The sequence below is a fragment of the Streptomyces sp. NPDC086519 genome, from assembly GCF_040686075.1.
Taxonomy (GTDB): Bacteria; Actinomycetota; Actinomycetes; order Streptomycetales; family Streptomycetaceae; genus Streptomyces; species Streptomyces shenzhenensis.
The window spans coordinates 1-18,579 of the sequence record NZ_JBFBJL010000115.1; the positions used below are offsets into that span (position 1 = coordinate 1).

General features: G+C 72.7%; 17 protein-coding genes and 3 pseudogenes. 8 read left to right on the top strand and 12 right to left on the bottom strand.

Translation table 11 applies throughout. The annotated features are described in order from the left end of the window. Positions 1–184: pseudogene (locus AB0P24_RS46140) on the bottom strand (hypothetical protein); the annotation flags it as partial. Here AB0P24_RS46140 and AB0P24_RS46145 point away from each other — a divergent pair. From AB0P24_RS46145 to AB0P24_RS46165, 5 genes and pseudogenes are all read left to right on the top strand, one after another. Beyond that, a pseudogene (locus AB0P24_RS46145) lies at positions 101–355 on the top strand (hypothetical protein); the annotation flags it as partial. The pseudogenes AB0P24_RS46140 and AB0P24_RS46145 overlap by 84 nt on opposite strands. A 39-nt stretch (positions 356–394) precedes the next feature. Further along, on the top strand, positions 395–931 hold the full coding sequence (locus tag AB0P24_RS46150; protein WP_365805191.1) for a MarR family transcriptional regulator: 537 nt from the start codon (positions 395–397) through the stop codon (positions 929–931). A gap of 172 nt (positions 932–1,103) precedes the next feature. Further along, a complete protein-coding gene (locus AB0P24_RS46155; RefSeq protein ID WP_365805193.1) occupies positions 1,104–1,481 on the top strand; it encodes a DoxX family protein in 378 nt (125 codons plus the stop codon). After that, the gene (locus AB0P24_RS46160; RefSeq protein ID WP_365805195.1) at positions 1,482–1,949 is read left to right on the top strand and encodes a peroxiredoxin; all 468 of its coding nucleotides are present in this window, start codon (positions 1,482–1,484) and stop codon (positions 1,947–1,949) included. It begins immediately after the preceding gene. A 56-nt stretch (positions 1,950–2,005) separates the two neighbouring features. Next, positions 2,006–4,369 (top strand): SpoIIE family protein phosphatase, encoded by a 2,364-nt coding sequence (locus AB0P24_RS46165; RefSeq protein WP_365805197.1) that lies wholly within the window; start codon positions 2,006–2,008, stop codon positions 4,367–4,369. 15 nt (positions 4,370–4,384) lie between these two features. Here AB0P24_RS46165 and AB0P24_RS46170 read toward each other — a convergent pair whose 3' ends face one another. The 8 genes and pseudogenes from AB0P24_RS46170 to AB0P24_RS46205 form a co-directional block, all read right to left on the bottom strand. Further along, the gene (locus AB0P24_RS46170; RefSeq protein WP_365805199.1) at positions 4,385–4,819 is read right to left on the bottom strand and encodes a cupin domain-containing protein; all 435 of its coding nucleotides are present in this window, start codon (positions 4,817–4,819) and stop codon (positions 4,385–4,387) included. A gap of 432 nt (positions 4,820–5,251) precedes the next feature. Continuing rightward, positions 5,252–5,827: a hypothetical protein gene (locus tag AB0P24_RS46175; protein WP_365805201.1), complete on the bottom strand. Its 576-nt coding sequence runs from the start codon at positions 5,825–5,827 to the stop codon at positions 5,252–5,254. Next, positions 5,824–7,218 (bottom strand): hypothetical protein, encoded by a 1,395-nt coding sequence (locus AB0P24_RS46180; RefSeq protein WP_365805203.1) that lies wholly within the window; start codon positions 7,216–7,218, stop codon positions 5,824–5,826. Before AB0P24_RS46180 ends, AB0P24_RS46175 begins: the two co-directional genes overlap by 4 nt. Further along, positions 7,215–8,024 (bottom strand): ABC transporter ATP-binding protein, encoded by an 810-nt coding sequence (locus AB0P24_RS46185; RefSeq protein WP_365805205.1) that lies wholly within the window; start codon positions 8,022–8,024, stop codon positions 7,215–7,217. Before AB0P24_RS46185 ends, AB0P24_RS46180 begins: the two co-directional genes overlap by 4 nt. A gap of 32 nt (positions 8,025–8,056) precedes the next feature. Further along, on the bottom strand, positions 8,057–8,875 hold the full coding sequence (locus AB0P24_RS46190) for a zf-HC2 domain-containing protein (protein ID WP_365805207.1): 819 nt from the start codon (positions 8,873–8,875) through the stop codon (positions 8,057–8,059). After that, a complete protein-coding gene (locus AB0P24_RS46195; RefSeq protein ID WP_365805223.1) occupies positions 8,872–9,375 on the bottom strand; it encodes an RNA polymerase sigma factor in 504 nt (167 codons plus the stop codon). The genes AB0P24_RS46190 and AB0P24_RS46195 overlap by 4 nt, the downstream gene beginning before the upstream one ends. A 376-nt stretch (positions 9,376–9,751) precedes the next feature. After that, positions 9,752–10,357, bottom strand: coding sequence for a DNA polymerase ligase N-terminal domain-containing protein (locus tag AB0P24_RS46200; protein WP_365805209.1), 606 nt, complete (start codon positions 10,355–10,357; stop codon positions 9,752–9,754). Between the two features lie 79 nt (positions 10,358–10,436). Beyond that, a pseudogene (locus AB0P24_RS46205) lies at positions 10,437–10,802 on the bottom strand (hypothetical protein); the annotation flags it as partial. 149 nt (positions 10,803–10,951) lie between these two features. Between AB0P24_RS46205 and AB0P24_RS46210 the strand changes: the two are divergent. Beyond that, a complete protein-coding gene (locus AB0P24_RS46210; RefSeq protein ID WP_365805211.1) occupies positions 10,952–11,926 on the top strand; it encodes a TauD/TfdA family dioxygenase in 975 nt (324 codons plus the stop codon). 1 nt (position 11,927) lies between these two features. On the opposite strand, the gene AB0P24_RS46215 is transcribed toward AB0P24_RS46210, so the two are convergent. The 3 genes from AB0P24_RS46215 to AB0P24_RS46225 all read right to left on the bottom strand — a co-directional run bounded on the left by AB0P24_RS46215 (position 11,928) and on the right by AB0P24_RS46225 (position 15,414). Then, a complete protein-coding gene (locus AB0P24_RS46215; protein ID WP_365805213.1) occupies positions 11,928–12,962 on the bottom strand; it encodes an LLM class flavin-dependent oxidoreductase in 1,035 nt (344 codons plus the stop codon). 110 nt (positions 12,963–13,072) lie between these two features. After that, positions 13,073–14,575: a metallophosphoesterase gene (locus AB0P24_RS46220; RefSeq protein ID WP_365805215.1), complete on the bottom strand. Its 1,503-nt coding sequence runs from the start codon at positions 14,573–14,575 to the stop codon at positions 13,073–13,075. 188 nt (positions 14,576–14,763) lie between these two features. Next, positions 14,764–15,414: an NAD(P)-binding domain-containing protein gene (locus tag AB0P24_RS46225; RefSeq protein ID WP_365805217.1), complete on the bottom strand. Its 651-nt coding sequence runs from the start codon at positions 15,412–15,414 to the stop codon at positions 14,764–14,766. Between the two features lie 403 nt (positions 15,415–15,817). Between AB0P24_RS46225 and AB0P24_RS46230 the strand changes: the two genes are divergently transcribed. Together AB0P24_RS46230 and AB0P24_RS46235 are read left to right on the top strand one after the other, a co-directional pair. After that, the gene (locus AB0P24_RS46230) at positions 15,818–16,261 is read left to right on the top strand and encodes a GNAT family N-acetyltransferase (RefSeq protein ID WP_365805219.1); all 444 of its coding nucleotides are present in this window, start codon (positions 15,818–15,820) and stop codon (positions 16,259–16,261) included. Between the two features lie 252 nt (positions 16,262–16,513). Then, a partial coding sequence (locus AB0P24_RS46235) for a M4 family metallopeptidase (RefSeq protein WP_365805221.1) occupies positions 16,514–18,579 on the top strand: 2,066 nt, incomplete at its 3' end.

Genomic DNA, 18,579 nt, shown 5'->3' on the forward strand with positions numbered 1-18,579 from the left:
TGCCGGTCGGCCGTACCGTCTCGACGAGGCTGTTCAGGACGACGGCGGGTTCCTCGTGGCTCGCGTCGTGCGCCTGGGCCTGGTAGCCGACGGCGCTGGGGACTGGACCGCCCGCGCCACCCCGGACTCCGTGCACCGCACCGTGACCCGGGACCTGGACGGCGGCGGCACGATCCTGCTGCACGACTCCGACTGCACGTCGGCGCCGGGCGCCTGGCGCTCGGCCCTGGGGGCGCTGCCGCGCCTTCTGGACGTCTGCGACCGGAGGGGTCTTGCCGTCGGGCCGTTGCGGGAACACGGAATCCGATCCGACGCGTACACCCCGCGCAGTACTGTGAGTAAACGGACGCGATAATTTACTTGAGTTACGCAACGATATGGTATACTGACCGGTATGCCCACCGAACCGCTGCCAGCCGTCCCCGCCGCCACCCCGGAGGTCGTGGAGATCGAGCGTGCCCTGACCCGCATCACCTACCTGAGCACCCGGGCCCGCCAGCACGAACGGCTGATGGCGCTCGCCGGCGTCCCGCTGGACCGCGCCGCGGTGGCCCTGCTGCGCCAGGTCGCCGACTCCGAGCCGCTGCGCCCGGGGGAGCTGGCCCAGCGGCTCGGAGTCGAGGCGTCCCATGTGACGCGTACCGTGCAGCAGTTGCAGAGGTCGGGCCACGTCACCCGCGTCCCCGACCCCGACGACCGCCGCGCCCAGCGGATCGAGCTCACCGACGCCGGCCGGGCGGCCGTCGACCGGGTCCGGGACGCCGGAGCCCGGGGCATGCAGCTGGCCCTGAACGACTGGGAGCCCGAGCAGCTGCGGGAGCTGGCCACGCTCTTCCATCGCATGGTCGACGACTTCCTGGCCTACGCGGTCGAGGACGAACCCGGCCAGGAGGCCGCAGGTCCGGTGCCCTCCGCCCACCGGACCGGGTGAGGCGCCGGCGGACGCGGGGCTCGCCCGGCGCCGGCAGCCACCGCCGGTGCCCGCGGCTTGAGCCGCCGCTCGGGCCCTGGTCGCGGACCGGCACCACCTGAAGCAGGACCCCGCGGGGGAAGGGGCGTTACCGTCCGGTAATGTCTGGCGGCAGGTCGTCAGAGGAGGCTTAGTGGGCCGGTCCGAACGTTCACCCCTGCTGCTCGCGGGACTGCTGGCCGCGGCCGGTGTCGCGCACTTCGCGGCGCCGAAGTCGTTCGACGCGACGATTCCCCGGGCGCTGCCCGGATCACCGAGAGCATGGACGTACGGCAGCGGGGCCGTGGAGCTGGCGCTGGCGGCGGGCATCGCCCTGCCGCGCACCCGCGCGGTGACGGCCCGGGCGGCCGCCGCCTTCTTCGTGGGCGTGTTCCCGGCCAACGTGCAGATGGCCGTCGACTGGCGGAAGCGGCACGAGCCGCTGAGAACCGCGGCTTACGCCCGGCTGCCGCTCCAGGTCCCCCTGGTGCTGTGGGCGCGCGGAGTCGCACGTGGCGAGGAGGGCCGATAGATGGCGGCACCTGTAGAGGTGGGAAGCAGGATCGAGGACTTCGCGCTGCCGGACGAGACCGGTACGACGCGGACCCTCACGGAGTTGCTGGCCGACGGGCCGGTCGTGCTGTTCTTCTATCCCGCCGCCCTGTCGCCCGGCTGCACCGCCGAGGCCTGCCACTTCCGGGACCTGGCCGCCGAGTTCGCGGCCGTCGGCGCCCGGCCCGTCGGGATCAGCGGGGACAGCGTGGAACGCCAGCAGGAGTTCTCCGGGAAGCACACGCTCGGCATGCCGCTCCTCTCCGACGCGGACGGCGCCGTCCGTGAGGTGTTCGGCGTGAAGCGGGGCTTCTCGCTCGTCCCCACCAAGCGGGCCACCTTCGTGATCGCCCAGGACCGCACCGTCCTGGAGGTCGTCCGCAGCGAACTGCGCATGAACACCCACGCCGACCGGGCGCTGGCCGCCCTGCGGGCCCACCAGGGCTGACCGGACGGTCCGGTCCGCGCTTGATGCGCTGGGACACAGGTCCCATCCTGGGGCGTATGGAGCATGTCGCTGCCGCGGCGGTCATTGATGCCCTGGGCCGGTTGACGGGGTGGAGCGAGGGCGCGCGGGTGCTCACCGGACACCGGGCTGAGGAGGTCGTCGGCAAGCCCGCCGCCGACCTCCTCGCCGAGGCGGTGCCGGACGGGGTGCTGGCCGCCCGCGCCGGGACCGTCACGCTGCGCCGTGCCGACGGAGGCCGCACGGAGATCGCCCTGACCGCCTGCCCGGTCCTCGGCCCCGACGGCGAGACCACCGGCTACGTGCTCACCGCCGCCCCGCCCTGGCAGGCCGACCCGACTCTGGCCGGCCAGGCCTTCCAGCAGGCCTCCATGTCCATGTCGGTCTTCGACGTCCGCCAGCGCTATCTCCGCTCCAACGCCGCCGCCTGCCACGTCATGGGTGTGCCCGAGGAGGCCCTGCTCGGCCGCTTCTTCCTGGACACCGTCGAGGAGGCCCCGGACAGCGAGGGCTTCCTGAGCCATCTGCGCCAGGTCGTCGAGACCGGCCGGCCCGTCCGCTACGAGAGCTTCACCGGCGCCCCCGCCCTGAACCGGGAGCACGCCTGGAGCATCGAGATGTGGCCCCTGCACGATCCCGCCGGCGAGCTGACCGCCGTCGCCCTGGCCGCCTTCGACAGCACCGATCAGTACCTGGCCCGGCTCCGGCTCACCCTCCTCAACGAGGCGGCCACCGCCATCGGCACCACCCTGGACGTGGTGCGCACCGCCGAGGAACTCGTCGGACTCCTCGTCCCGCGCTACGCCGACTTCGCCGGCGTCGACCTCCTCGACTGGGTCCTCGGCGCCGAGGAGCCCCCCACCGTGCCGGAGGGCGACATCACGTTGCGCCGGGTCGCCCACGGCTCCGCGACCGAGGGCACCCCCGAGGCCGTGGTACGGCTGGGCGAGACCGAGGCGTACCCGGCGACGTCCCCGCCGGCCCGGGCACTGCGCGAGCGGCGGGCGGTGGTCGGCCAGGCCGGCGAGCCCGAGTTCCGCCGCTGGATCGAGGAACGCAACGCCCGCTCGCCCGAGGGCCGTGTCCACCGCCAGGGCGTCCACTCCGTGATCGCCGTACCCTTGCAGGCCCGCGGCGTCCTGCTCGGCGTCGTCGTGGGCGCGCGCCTGCGCCACCCCGACGACTACGTTTTCGACGACACCGTCTTCGCCGAGGAACTCGCCAGCCGCGCCGCCGTCTGCATCGACAACGCCCGCCGCTTCGCCCGCGAGCGCTCCACCGCCCTCGCCCTCCAGCACAGCCTGCTGCCCAGCGGCATGCCCGGCCAGTCCGCCGTGGAGGTGGCCCACCGCTACCTGCCCAGCGGATCGCTGGCCGGCATCGGAGGCGACTGGTTCGACGTGATCCCGCTCTCCGGCAGCCGGGTCGGCCTGGTCGTCGGCGACGTCGTCGGCCACGGCATCCGCTCCTCCGCCACCATGGGACGTCTGCGCACCGCCGTACGCACCCTCGCGGACGTGGACCTCGCCCCCGACGAACTCCTCACCCACCTCGACGACCTGGTCACCCATCTCGCTGCGGAGGGCCCCGGCGAGGAGGTCGCCGAACTGGGCGCCACCTGCCTGTACGCCGTCTACGACCCCGTCTCCCGCCGTCTCGGCCTGGCCGCCGCCGGGCACCCGGCGCCCGCGGTGGTGCTGCCGGGCGGCGGCCCGGCCGAGCTGATCCCGGTGACGGCGGGTCCGCCGCTCGGCGTCGGCGGTCTGCCCTTCGAGGCGGTGGAGCTCGAAATGCCCGAGGGCTCCGTCGTCGCCTTCTACACGGACGGCCTGGTCGAGGACCGCGAGCGGGACGTGGACCGCGGCACCGAGGAGATGTGCCGTGCTCTGAGCGTGCCCGCCGACTCCCTGGAGTCCCTCAGCGACAACGTGCTCAAGGCCGTCCTGCCGGAACAGCCCTGTGACGACGTCGCCCTGCTGCTGGTGCGCACCCGCGCCCTCGGCGCCGACCGGGTCGCCACCTGGGACGTGCCGCCCGACCCGGCCGAGGTGGCGCACTTCCGGCAGGCGGCCACCGAACAGCTCACGGCCTGGGGCCTGGACGAGGCCGCCTTCGTCACCGAACTCGTCGTCAGCGAACTCGTCACCAACGCCATCCGCTACGGCGAACCGCCCATCCAGCTACGCCTGATCCGCGACCGTGCGCTCATCTGCGAGGTCGCCGACGGCAGTTCGACCTCACCGCACCTGCGCCGGGCGCACGCCTACGACGAGGGCGGCCGCGGTCTGCTCCTCGTCGCCCAGCTCACCCAGCGCTGGGGCAGCCGGCAGACGGGCAGCGGCAAGACCATCTGGGCCGAACAGCCGCTGCCCGAAGGCCCGTTGCCGGAAACGGCCGAGTGACCGGGCGAACCGGTCCTACTCGAAGCCGCAGCCCGGGTTCGGCACCGACTCGGAGTACGGGGAGCCGTGCGGAAGTATGTACAGCACGTCCAGGACCACGTCGGTGTCACCGAGGTTGGCGCCCAGGTGCACATCGCCGGGGCCGCCCGGCTCGTACACCGTGCCGCCCCGGTGGTAGACGCCGTCCTCCTTGCAGTCGGAGTGGAAGTGACTGAGGGTGCCCTTCTGGACGTATCCGTAGACCGGACCGTCGTGAAAGTGCCAGCCGGTGGTCTGGCCGGGCGGGACGGTGATCTCCCGCAGGACGTAGTCGGTGTCGCCGATGGTGGTCTGGCTGATCACCCTGCCGGTCACGCCGGGTCCGGCGGGGGTGGCATAGGCGGTGCCGCAGGTCAGCAGAGTGCCTGCGGCCACCGCCCCGGCCATGACGGTACGGAGCGCGGTGCGCATGGGGGGCCTCCTGAACCGAAGATCGAGTACCTTCGCGAACATAGGCCTTTGCAGGGCAGGCCGGGGCCGGAACGGCTCGATCCGCGTCCGCCGAGGCGGCGCCGCCGCTCACCCCGCGCGCCCGTTCCCGGACCGCTGCCCGGGGATCCTTGTCCTCCCGCGGTCCGGGGAACCGCGGATGCCGCGGCGTCCCGTCCCTGGTCCATTCGGTGCACGCGGACTGCGCGACGGGCTCCGGCTGCGCCTGCGCCCGGCGCACCCGGGCCTCCCGCACCGTCGCCTCGTCGCCACGCACCGGATGCTTCCGCCGGTACGATCCGACCCCGGCGGGAACGTCGCGGAACGGGCTCGGTGAGTTCGCCGGAACCGACCTCGTAGGAGAGTCCGCAGATGTCGATGTGATGCCGCCCGGTCCGAGGTTTCGGGGTCCGGCTACCGCCTCGGACCCGCGACGGCGTACGCCGTGGTGCCGACGACCGTGATGACCAGGGCCGTCCAGGTGCCCGTCGGCGTGCCGGGAGGCAGCAGCATCCACATCGCCACGCGCATCGGCGTACTCGTCGGGGGCGGGGCGAAGAACACCCACGAGAGCCAGGCGAACGGCAGCGTCCATGCGTACTGGCCGCCCGAGAGCGCCGCGCCGAGGGCGACCAGTCCCATCAGGCCCGCGCTGTCCCGGACGACGAACGCGGTGGTGGCCACGGACACGCCCATGGTCTGCACGGTCAGCAGCGCCCCGGCGACGGCCGCGCCGGCGAGCAGCACGTGCGCCGCTCTGCGGGGCATCCAGCGGATCGCGGCCGTCCGGTCCAGCGCGAGGTCCTGCCCGCCGAGCCCGATCGAGACCGCCATCGCCCCGGTGGTGAGGACGAGCACGGGCAGCCGCGGATCACCGGGTCCCGCGCTCCCGTCCCGGGCGAGTGCCCACACCGCCACCGCGCCGATCAGCAGCGCGGCGAGCGACGTGGGTACCTGACGCGAACGCGCGTACAACGTCAGCCATCTCACCGGGACGCACCGCCGGACAGTACGTCGAACGGGTCGCCCTTGCAGGAGAACGCGGCGGCGCGCATCGCGGTGATCCGCGAGAGCTGCTCGGCCCGTGGAAGCGCCTTGAGTTCCCTCCACACCGGGCGAGTCTGGGCTTCGACCTCGCCGCGCATACGTGCCGACGGGCCGCCGAGCGGCTTGAGGTCCCCGAGGACCCAGCCCAGCGCGACCGTCTGCGCGTATTCATCTCCCCCGAAGCCGCTCCAGCCGACCGGGGTGCACCCTGGCACCATGCCTTTGGCGATCAGGGCCCAGGTCAGCTCCTCGCCCTTCGCGGTGGCGACGATGTCGTCGTCGAAGCCGAAGAGCACGGTCCTGCGGGACCACCGCGGCGTGGAGCCCTCGGGCAGCACGGCGGTGTTCTCCCGGACCGAGTCCGGCGCCTGATCACCGAGGGCACCGTGCAGCAGGCGCAGCGCCTCCTTACCGGGACCCGCGAGGTCCGCGAGTCGTGCCTGCTGCGTCTTCGTCACGCACACCGGGCCGTCGCACACCAGTTCGGCGGCGGCCTTGTCGACGACGTACATCCGGCGCGCGTCGGCGGGGAGGACGAGCAGGGCGATCGTCGCACCCGCCAGGACGGGCGTGAGGGCCGTCAGCCGGGCGCGCGGGGTCGCGGCGACGAGCAGGGCGAAGCCGGTCGCGGCCATGCCGAGCAGCCAGATCGTCTGCCCGACGTGCACGGAGGCGGAGACCGTGACGAACGCCTCGCGGACGTCTTCCAGCGTCGGTGCCAGCAGTGAGACCCGGTTCGGCTCCGTGCTCGACAACCCGTCCCTCGTGCCGGTCTCCGTCCGGCCCAGCGACATGTGCATGAGGGCTGTGAACACGAAGGCGCCCATGGCCAGCGCGGGCGGGGTGAGCGGCGACGGCAGGGCCCTCGCGGCCCCCATGCCCAGCACGGCCCCCGCGACGAGGAAGAGCACCCCCACCAGCGAGATGGGCAGCCACCCGAGGTGCGTGTACTCGGTGTGGGCGAGCACCTGGACCCCACCCACGAGGACGAGGAACGCGAAAGCCGAGGCCAGCGTGATCGCCGTCGCGCCCGCCAGGGTGGCCGCGCGGTGCCGCGCGGGCCGCGGGGTGCTCGTCAGCAGCTCGGACATCTTCGAGCGGTGGTCGCGCAGTCCCTGCAGCGCCCCGAGCCCGATGGCGAGCGGCCAGAGGTAGAACAGCAGGGAGCGGGTCTTCATGGCCAGTGGCGTCCACTGGGCCGTCCACGCCGTGGTGCCAGTCCACCAGGCGCCGCCCAGCATGTACAGGAACGTCAGCGCCAGTACCAGGACCACGCCGCCGGCCCACGGGGCGACCGAATGCCTCAACTCGATGCGCAGAACCCGGCCGTTCACCAAGTCCCCCTTCCCTGGTTGGGGTTGAGCAGCAGGGCCGAGTAGCCGCGCTCCAGCGGGCTGTCACCCACGTGCTCCGGGCCGCCCGCCGAGGCCAGTTCGTCCGGAGGACCCTTGAAGACCAGCCGTCCCTCGGCGAAGAGCACCACGTCGGTGCAGGCGGCGGCGACGTCCTCCACCAGATGGGTCGAGACGAGCACGCAGGTGTCCGTACCCAACTCCTGAAGCAGCTCGCGGAAGCGCAGCCGCTGCGCCGGGTCCAGGCCGGCCGTCGGCTCGTCGAGGAGCAGGATCGTGGGGTCGTTGACGATGGCCTGGGCGATACCGACCCTGCGCACCATGCCGCCCGACAGGGCCTTCATCCTCTCGTCGGCGCGGTCCGCCAGACCCACCCGCTCCACGGCGCGTTGCACCGCCGCGGGGATACTCGCTTCGGGTACCTCCTTCAGCCACGCCATGTACTCGACGAACTCGCGCACCGTGAAGCGCTTGTAGTAGCCGAACTCCTGCGGCAGATAGCCGATTCGGCGGCGCACCGCACGGTGCTCGCCCATGCCGCCCACGGACTGGCCGAGCAGTTCGAGGCTGCCCTCGGTGGGGCGCAGCACGGTGGCCAGGGTCCGGATGAGGGTGGTCTTGCCCGCCCCGTTGGGGCCGAGGAGTCCGTGGACGCCGATGCCCAGCGAGAGGTCGAGGCCGTCGACGGCCATCCGCTTCTTACCGACCTTGACCTTCAGCCCGGTGGCGTGGATCTCCCAGGCGTAGGCCGTCGGTGCGATGTCGGCCGTGCTCACGGCGGACGTCATGTGGTGATCCTTTCCCGTGTTCTTTCCGATGGTCATCGATGAGCTCCCAGCACGGTGTACGCGTCTCTGCGGGCGATCACGACACCGAGACCGAGCGCGAGGACCAGCCCCCACGCCGGCAGACCGCTCGTCTGCAGGGCGAAGGTCGTACGGCTGGTGGCCATGGTCGGCGCCACGACCACACCGGCCCACACCGCGGCCAGCACGAAGGCGGCGCGGGTCACACCGACGACGCCGCCGAGCGCCAGGGTCGTCGTGGTGAAGGCCAGACAGGGCAGCAGCCACTGCACCACCATCACGCCCGTCGCCCAGCCGCCCACCAGCAGCGCGGGGACCACCACACCGAGCACGGACGCGGTGCGCCGCAGCACCAGATAGAGCCCGGCCCTGGGCACCGAGGCCGTCAGCTCGTACGCCGGGTCCAGACCGCGCGACCAGGACGCCGCGACGCCGAGCACGGGCAGGACCGGCGCGAGCAGCAGCACCAACGACACCTCGCCGGAGCCGGTGTAGGCGAGGTCGAGCAGCAGCGTCAGCAGCGTCATGCCCACGGCCATGGCCAGCCACGGCACCATCGTGGGGGTCATCCATCTCGACACCCGCGCCGACCAGCGCCGTCGGCGCGGCATCGGGGCAGTGACCGCGAGTTGGGGTTCGAGGCCGGACCACACGGTGTCGACGAGCGACGCCACGGCGGGCACCCCGGCACGCACAGCGGCAGACAACCGGTCACGGCACACCCGGCACATCTCCAGATGCGCCTCCACGGCCCACACCTCGTCGACGGAGAGGTCCGCGCCCCCGCGCACGTATCCCTCGATGATCCGCTTCGATGCGTGTTCGACACTCATGTCAGCGCCCTCCGCATCTCGATACGGGCCCGGCGGGCACGGGTCTTGACCGTGCCCTCGGGCAGCCCGAGCAGGACCGCGGTCTCCCGGACGGACAGCCCGTCGAGCACCATTGCCTGCAGTACCTGTCTCAGTTCCGGCGCGAGGCACCGCAGCGCGTCCCCGACATCACCGCCGACCGTCTCCGCGAGCGCCAACTCCTCGGCGGCGGGTACCAGGTCGGGCGCAGCGGCGGCTGGCGGCGGCTCGGCGTGGTGAGCCCTGCGCCGGAACGCGTCGACCAGGCGGCGCGCCGCGATGGTCCACAGCCAACCGGTGGCCGTGCCCCCGACGGCGGTCCCGGCGAACGCACCTGCCGCCCGCCACACCGCCAAGTAGGTCTCCTGCATGACCTCCGCGACGATCTGCTCGTCCACACACCGGCGGCGCAGCCGCACCACCAACCACGGCGACGTACGCCGGTACAACTCCTCGAACGCGGCACGGTCGCCCTTTGCCACCAGCCGGACGAGGCGCTCCTCGTCCACCTCGTGCAGCGCTGCTCTGACTGATCTCACACCTGCTAGACGCCCGGCCAGGGCGACAGGTTTTCCCATCACCGTGATCCAGGTCACATGGCGAGGCTTGCTGCCGCAGGCCTTCGGGTGCCGGCGGATCGGCAGCGGTCAGATGGAAGCGCTGCCACACCACCGCCGCCGCCCGTTCCCGCGCGAGTTGGCAGGTGAGTGCGCAGGGCGGCGCGGCCGTGTCGGAACCGGCGCCGTGGGCGTCCCCCGACATCCGCCGAAGCGTGAGCGGTACGTCGGGCAGCCGGTGTTGATCTCCGAGGGCGACGGTCAGCACCGGCAGCCGGTCGCCGGTGCCGGGCGCCGCCCGTCACTCCTCGCCCGCGTCCGCCGCGACCTGGGCGAGAGTGCGGCCGGAGTGCACCGAACGGGCCCGCCGGGGGTCGGGCGTGCCGTGCCCGGCCGAGCGCCCGGCCCCCTTCTTCACCAGCAGCCAGGCGTCGTCGCCGGCGCCGCCCCGGAACCGGGTCAGCGCGTACTCGCCGTGCAGCTTGGAGCCGTGCAGCCGGAAGGTGGCATGCCCGCGCTCCAGCGACTCCCCGAAGCCGACCGGGCGGCCCCGGCGGTCGTGGCTGAGAGGCTCGTACCAGCCGTGGTCCCAGACGATCACGGTGCCACCGCCGTACTCGCCCTTCGGGATCACCCCCTCGAAGTTCTCGTACTCCAGGGGATGGTCCTCGGTCGGCACGGCCAGCCGCTTGTCCCCGGGGCCGGCGGACGGGCCCTTCGGGATCGACCAGGACTTCAGGACGCCGTCGACCTGTAGCCGGAAGTCGAAGTGCATCCGGCGCGCGTCATGGATCTGCACCACGAACCGGAGCCGGTCACCGGCCGCCTCCGCCCGCCCCGACGGCTCCCTGGTCCGTTCGAAGTCACGCTTGTCACGGTACGTACGCAACCGGTCGTCGCTGCTCACCGCGGCTCCTTCCCTCGGACGTGCGCCCCGAGTACCCGGCAACGCTCCTCCCGACCGGCCCGCGGCCCGCGGCGGCCCGGAACTCCTCGTGACGGTCCGGGGCGCCGCCCGGCCGCCGACGGGAGCGCTCGGAGGCGGCCGCCAACTGGGCGGCGTCCAGTGCGAAACCGAACAGGTCCAGGTTGGCGCGCTGCCGTTCGGCGTCCGCCGCCTTCGGAACGGGCAGCGCACCGAGCTGCACGTGCCGGCGCAGCACCGCCTGGGCGGGCGTCACCCCGTGCGCCTCGGCGACCGCGGCGACCGCCGTGTCCACGAGCCGGCACCCCGGCTCCAGCGCGTGGCGAACGGCCTGCTAGGCCTGCGTGTCGTCCATCGGCCAGGTGCCCGGTCCGGTGGCGGGGACCGTCGTCCCGTCGTTGAGCGGGTACACCGGAATGCCGCTCACGATGCGACCTTCCCTCGACTGTGTCGTACCCCCAGCCCCGTGGACCGGGCGCGCGATGATCAACCTGGCCCCGGGCGCTGCCTTCCGCGCCGCGGGCCGGGCTGTCACGATCTTCCCTGGACGGGTACCGACGACCACTCGGAGTACGCATGACGACGGACCGGGGTACGGCAGCACGGGCGAGGAACGCCGCCGGGGTCGAGGTGAGACCCGTCGCCGGGCACATCGGGGCCGAGATCACCGGCGTCGACCTCACCGGGGGACTCGACGACGCCGTGGTCGCCCTGATCCGGGAGGCCGTGCTGCGCTGGAAGGTCGTGTTCTTCCGGGACCAGCGCCTGGACCACGCCGGGCACGTCGCCTTCGCCCGCCGCTTCGGCGAACCGGTCGTGCCGGGCCGGCGCGGCAGCGCCTCACCGGCCGGCTTCCCCGAGGTGGAGACCACCGCCGACCGGCTGGAGCTGGGCGGCCGGTTCGGGATGGAGCACGAGGAGTGGCTCCAGCGGCGCCGGCACACCCTGCTGCGCGGCTGGCACTGCGACCACGGGGCCCGGATCGACCCGCCCGCCGCGACCATCCTGCGCGCCGAGACCGTCCCGCCGTACGGCGGCGACACCACCTGGTCCAACCTGGCCGCCGCCTACGCCGGGCTCTCCGCGCCCGTGCGGGCCTTCGTCGACGGCCTGCGCGCCGAGCACTGCCTCGGCGTCGGCTACCAGCCCCGCCCCGGCGACGACTCCTACCTGCGCCACCTGCTGGACCATCAGGTGGCCTCGGTGCACCCGCTGGTGCGCGTGCACCCCGAGAGCGGGGAGCGGGTCCTGTACGTCAACGGCTACTACGTCGAGCAGATCGCCGGCGTCTCCCGCCCGGAGAGCACCGCGCTCCTGGAGATGCTGCTCGAACAGGCGGTACGGCCCGAGTACACGGTCCGCTTCCGCTGGGAGCCCGGCAGCGTTGCCTTCTGGGACAACCGGGCCACCATCCACCTCGCGCCCAGCGACAACGCCCACCTCGGCTTCCCCCGCGTCATGCACCGGGTGATGCTGCACGGCGAGGTGCCGGTCGGCGTGGACGGCACGCCGTCACAGCCGGTCACCGGCACGCAGGTGCGCCGCTGGTGACTCAGGCGGCGGACCCCGGCCGCCAGCCGAGCGCCGGGCCCAGGCGGGTCGCCATGTCCGTGAGGATCTGGACGTAGTCCTCGTGCTCGAACGTGAACGGCAGCGCGAACGCCACCTCGTCGACCTCGCGGAACCCGGCGTGCGCGTGCAGCCGCTCGACGATCTCCGCCGACGTGCCGACGATGTCCGGCGCGAACAGCAGCCGCGCCGGGCCCTGCGGAGTCGTGGTGCGGGGCAGCCGCTCGGCCGCGTACGCCTCGTACTTGGCGCGCTGCTCGGGTGTGGCGGAGTCGGTGGGGATGACGACCAGGCCCTGGGAGACCCGGGCCGCCTCGCCGTCCGGGTGACGGCTGCGGAACTCACGGATGTGCGAGAGCTGGATCGCCGCGAAGTCGTACCCGTCCGCCGGGTCCCCGGCCCGTACGACGCTGCTGGTCAGGAAGTTCATGCCGTGCTCGCCCGCCCAGCGCGCCGAGCCGGGACTGCCGCCGCCGTACCAGAGCCGCCGCCCGAGACCGGGGGAGTGCGGCTGGACCACATCCGAGAACACCTCGAAGCCCTCCACCCCGCTGAAGCCGGTGGCCGGCCTGCCCCGGACGAAGTCCAGGAGCCGGCGCACCCGCTCGTAGCTGAAGTCCTCGACGTCCGCCGTGTCCGGGTAGAGGGCCTCCCTGACCTGCTCGTAGTGCATGGGCGGGCCCACGCTCACACCGGGGTTGAGACGGCCGCCGGACAGGAGGTCGACGGTCGCCAGGTCCTCGGCGAGCCGCAGCGGGTTCTCCCAGCCCAGCGGGATCACCGCGGTGCCGAGCTCGATCCGGCTGGTGCGCTGCGAGGCCGCCGCCAGGACGGCGACCGGGGACGATATGCCGTACTGGAGGTGCCGGTGGCGCACCCACGCGCTGTCGAAGCCCAGCCGCTCGCCCAGTTCGATGATCTCCAGAGTGGACTCGTGACCCCGGGCCGGATCCGCCCCGTCGAACAGGCCGATGGTGAGGAAGCCCAGTCTGCGCAGGGGGCGGGGGGTGGACGGCACGGGTCCTCCAGCGGTCGTACGTCAGTTCTGCCCCGATTGTGGCACCCGGACATTGCGGGAGTGTGATCAGTTCCGGATCAGCTCCGGCTCCGCTCCGGATCAGGCCCCGATCAGGTCAGAGGGATGACGATCTCGTCCTCGACCGGCGGGTCCAGCTCCTGCGGGCGGTTCCCGGTGGCGGCGAAACAGCGCAGCCGTATCGCCTCCGGACCGACGTCGAGGCGCAGGAAGCACTTGAAGAAGGGCGGGCTGTAGGTGGCCGAGCCCGGGGAGAACAGCTGGGTGTAGACCTTCTTCACGGGCAGCCGGAAGCGGGCGCCGCGGTCCGGGCGGCTGCCGGCGCCCAGCAGCGTCGCGACCAGGCGGGTGCGGCGAGTGACCCGGGTGTCCGGGGCGGGTGTGCGGCCGGGCCGGATGCCGAGGCGCTCGGCGATCACGGCGGTCGCCTCCGCCTCGGTGAGGGTGAACAGGCGGGGGAGCCGCAGGCGCCGGCCGTACAGCCGGCTGTAGAAGGCGAGGGAGTCGCCGCGCAGCGGGTAGCAGCGGAAGCCGTCCTCGGTGACGTTCGCGACCGCCACCGGGGGGATGGTGTGGGTGGCGTGCATGAAGGCACCGCCGCCGCCCGCGACCACGTACTGGATGGTGCGGCCGGCCACGTCGACGGGGTAGCGCTGGTAGTTGTGGATGTCGCCGCCGATGGCCGCCACGTAGTGGTGGGCCGGGTCGCGGACGATGTCGTCGACCGTGCCCCCGCCCTCGACGGGGCACGGGTGGTGCTCGCCGTCCACGTACAGCGGGGAGCCGGTGACGAGGATCTTCGGACGCGGCCCCCGGGAGATCTCGCGCAGCCAGGCGCCCTGTTCGGCGTCGACGGTGCCGAGCAGACCGGTGTCGATGCCGACGATCCGGACCGGACCGGCGTCGATCGCCCAGTAGGGCCCCGGCTGTACGGCCGTCTGCCCCTGCGCCGACCGCGATTTCCTTGCCTCGGCGAGGAGTTGCTCGTCCGCCGGACGCGCGCGGTGCCAGAGCAGGGTGCGCCACCAGGCGCGGGTGAGGAGGCGCGGCCTCGGCTCGGCCGGGAGCGGCGGGGCGTCGTCGCAGAAGACGCGCATGAAGGCGCCGAGGTCCTCGTACCAGTCGTGGTTGCCGGGTATCGCGTAGATCGGCGCCGGATAGTCCCGGTACGGCCGGAAGAACTTGGCGCCGTAGTCGTCGGTGGCCCCGACCGGGTAGATCACGTCGCTCGCGATCACCGCGAAGTCGGTGTCCTGACCGGCCTTCAGAAAGCCCGGCACGACGGCGTACTGGGAGTCGTCCCCCTCACCGGTGTCGCCGATCACCATGAACGAGAACCGGTCCGCCTCATGACGCCGGATCACCTTGTCGGCGGGGGCTCCGGCGGCCGCCTGCTGCGCCACCCAGCGGCTGCGGGTACGGCCCGTCGGGTCGCCGAACCAGGACGCCAGCACCCCGTTGCGGGCGGCCCACATCGTCCTCGGGTTGAACCAGAACAGCTTCTCGACGTGGTCCGGCATCAGCCGGCGATAGGCGCCGCGCTCGGCCTCGCCCCAGCCGGCGCCTTCTGCGGTTTCGCGTGAGGAGTGAGCCACGCGGGAACCGTACAACGATCAACGGGCGGCTGTGGCACGGGGGTTCGGTCCGGGCCGTCACCACTCGCGGGGGTTCGTGAGGGCGCCGTCCGGCGCCGGGCGGAGGTAACCGCCTCAAGGGGTGGGCCCGCCGGGCCGGCCCGGCGGGCGCCGGGACTTCGACCGCCACTCGGGCACCCGGGCGGAACTCAAGGGGCGACGATCTTGATGGCGCTCATCCAGCCGTGCCCCCCGGGCCGCGTCTGCAGGGCCATGTGCAGCAGCTGGATCCCCTCCAGTTCCCGGGCGTGCCGCAGTCCGCCGACGATCACCGGGTTGAGTCCGCCGGAGGAGACCAGTTCGGCCACCTGGTCGCGGGCCGCCGCGTTGTCGCCGGCGATGAACACGTCCAGCGGCAGCCCGCCCACCTCACCCGCGACCAGCGAGCCCGCGAACGTGGTGTTGAAGGCCTTCACCACGTGCGTGCCCGGGGCGGCCGCCTCGGCGAGCTGCTGGGCGCCGGAGCTGTCCGCGGGCACCGTGAGCGAGTCGAGGGTCGAGAAGTCCACCGGGTTGGAGATGTCGACGACGGTCTTCCCGGCGAGCTGGTCCCCGTACTCGGTCACGACCTGCTTGGCCGCGTCGAACGGTACGGCCAGCACCACCACGTCCGCCGACCCGACCGCGTCCGGCACCGCCGGCGCCACGTCCGCCTCCGGCGTCCGCTCGCGCAGTGCGTCGGCGAGCCTGGTGGCCTTCGCGGGATCCGTCCCGATCAGCCGGACCGCGTGGCCGCCCGCCAGGGCCCGGGTCGCGATGCCGCCCGCCATGTTGCCTGTGCCGACGATGAAGACCCGCATGGGTGCGCCCCTTCCGTGGGGTGGGAGCTGCCGCCGGTCCGTCCACGGATGCGGAACCGCCGCACTCCGCCTGAACCAGGATAGATCGGTCGGCTCGCCGCGGCTCGGGCTCGTGACCCGCGGTGACCATCCGGCGTGGCCCGGCCTCCTCCTCGGCGAGGTCGGCGCACTTCCCTGTCTCTTCGGCGACCCCGCCGCCTCTCCCCGGCGCGGCGGCGGCGCACGGCCGCGACCACCTTGCGGGCCGGTGACTCGCGCTGCCCGCGGACCTCGCCCTCCCGGGTCGCCGAGTCGGCCGTGGGCTGGTGCTCGACGCCCGTCGGGGCCGGGTGCGTGCGGCGGCCGGGCCGGGTGCCCCGCCCCGGTCCCTGGGTGGCCGGTCGGGGCGGATAGCGTGTCGATCATGGCGGACTGGAGGATCCGGCCGGCGTCGGACGCGGACGTCGAGGCGGTGGCCGAACTGCGTGCCGTGGTGCTGCGGGACGACCTGGAGCGGCTCGGGCGGTACGACGAACGGCGGGTCCGGCAGCGGCTGCGGGACGGGTTCGACGCGGCCCACACCTCGGTGATCGAGGTGGGCGGTGCCTTCGCCGGCTGTGTGGCGCTGCGGACGGCCGGGGACGCCCGGTGGCTGGAGCACTTCTACCTGGCCCCGCACGCGCAGGGCGTCGGCATCGGCTCGGCCGTGCTGCGTGAACTGCTGGAGCGGTGCGACCGCGACGGCGTGCCCGTCCGGCTGAACGTCCTGCGCGGCAGCGCGGCGCGGCGGCTGTACGAGCGGCACGGATTCCTGGCCGAGAGCGAGGATCCGGTGGACGTGTTCATGGTGCGCCGGCCGGCTCCCTGAACGCCGTCGGCCCGATCCCTCGCCCTGTATAGGGAAAACCCTTGACTGGCCCCGCCCTGACTGACATGTGCGGGTCAAATCTGGAATCCTCGCTCAGCACACGCTCTCTCCCTGGCGTGTCCCCGGGTCACGGGTCACGCACCCCGGTCCCGGGATCCCGGTCCCCGCACAGCTCAGCTCTCCCGGACAGCACACCCGTCTGCCCGGTCTGTCACCGGCCGCGACCCGGCGGCCGCAGCAGGAGGAGTACGAGTGAGACCCCTTCCCCACAGACGCGCCACGGTAGGAGCCGCCCTGGTCTCCACCGCGGCGTTCCTCGCCGTCGGCATCCAGTCGATCCCGGCGAACGCCCAGCCCGCCGCCCCCCACCCCAGCCCCGTGCGCACCGGCGGCCTGGAGGCCAAGCTCACCCCCGCCCAGCACTCCGCGTTGCTCAAGAGCGCCCAGCAGAAGACCGCCGCGACCGCCCGCACCATCGGCCTCGGCGCCAAGGAGAAGCTGGTCGTCAGGGATGTCGTCAAGGACAACGACGGCACCGTGCACACCCGTTACGAGCGCACCTACGCCGGTCTGCCGGTCCTCGGCGGCGACCTGGTCGTGCACACCCCGCCCGCCTCCCTGGCGGCCGGAACCGTGAGCACGACCTTCAACAACAAGCACACCATCACGGTCCCCACGGTCACCGCGGCCTACAGCAAGTCCGCCGCCGAGACCAAGGCGCTCAAGGCCGCCAAGGCCATCGACGCGCGGCAGCCCACCGCCGACAGCGCCCGCAAGGTGATCTGGGCCGGCAGCGGCACCCCGAAGCTCGCCTGGGAGAGCGTGATCGGCGGTTTCCAGGACGACGGCACGCCCAGCAGGCTGCACGTCGTCACGGACGCCACCACCGGCAAGGAGCTCTACCGCTACCAGGCCGTCCAGACGGGCACCGGCAACACCCAGTACAGCGGCACGGTCACCCTGAACACCACGCTGTCGGGTTCGACGTACCAGCTGTACGACACCACGCGCGGCGGCCACAAGACGTACAACCTCAGCAACGGCACGTCGGGCACCGGCACCCTGATGACCGACTCCGACGACGTCTGGGGCACCGGATCCGGCTCCAACACCCAGACCGCCGGCGCCGACGCGGCCTACGGCGCCCAGATGACCTGGGACTTCTACAAGAACACCTTCGGGCGCAGCGGCATCAAGAACGACGGCGTCGCCGCCTACTCCCGTGTCCACTACAGCAGCAGCTACGTCAACGCCTTCTGGGACGACAGCTGCTTCTGCATGACCTACGGGGACGGCTCCGGTGGCACCCACGCCCTGACCTCGCTGGACGTGGCGGGTCACGAGATGAGCCACGGCGTCACCTCGAACACCGCCGGTCTCAACTACACCGGTGAGTCGGGCGGGTTGAACGAGGCGACCTCCGACATCTTCGGCACCGGCGTGGAGTTCTACGCCAACAACTCCTCCGACGTCGGCGACTACCTCATCGGCGAGAAGATCGACATCAACGGCGACGGCACGCCGCTGCGCTACATGGACCAGCCCAGCAAGGACGGCTCGTCGGCCGACAGCTGGTACTCCGGGGTCGGCAACCTCGACGTGCACTACTCCTCGGGCCCGGCGAACCACATGTTCTACCTGCTGTCCGAGGGCAGCGGCAGCAAGACCATCAACGGCGTCACGTACAACAGCCCGACCTCCGACGGCGTCGCCGTCGCCGGCATCGGCCGGGCCGCGGCCCTTCAGATCTGGTACAAGGCGCTGACGACGTACATGACGTCCAGCACCAACTACGCCGCCGCCCGCACCGCCGCCCTGAACGCGGCCGCCGCGCTGTACGGCACCAGCTCCACCCAGTACGCGGGTGTCGGCAACGCGTTCGCCGGCATCAACGTCGGCAGCCACATCACGGTGCCCACGTCGGGCGTCACGGTCACCAATCCGGGCAGCCAGTCCTCGACCGTCGGCACCGCGGTGAGCCTTCAGATCTCGGCGAGCAGCACCAACAGCGGCTCGCTGACCTACGCGGCGACGGGGCTGCCGACCGGCCTGTCGATCAGCAGCTCCACCGGGGCCATCACCGGTACGCCCACGACGGCGGGGACCTACAGTACGACCGTCACGGTGACCGACTCCACCGGCGCCACCGGCACCGCGTCCTTCACCTGGACGGTCAGCTCCAGCGGAGGCGGCGGCTCCTGCACCTCCTCGCAGCTGCTCGGGAACGCCGGCTTCGAGTCGGGCAGCACCACCTGGACCGCCTCCAGCGGTGTCATCACCAACTCCAGCAGCGAGTCGGCGCACGCCGGCTCCTACTA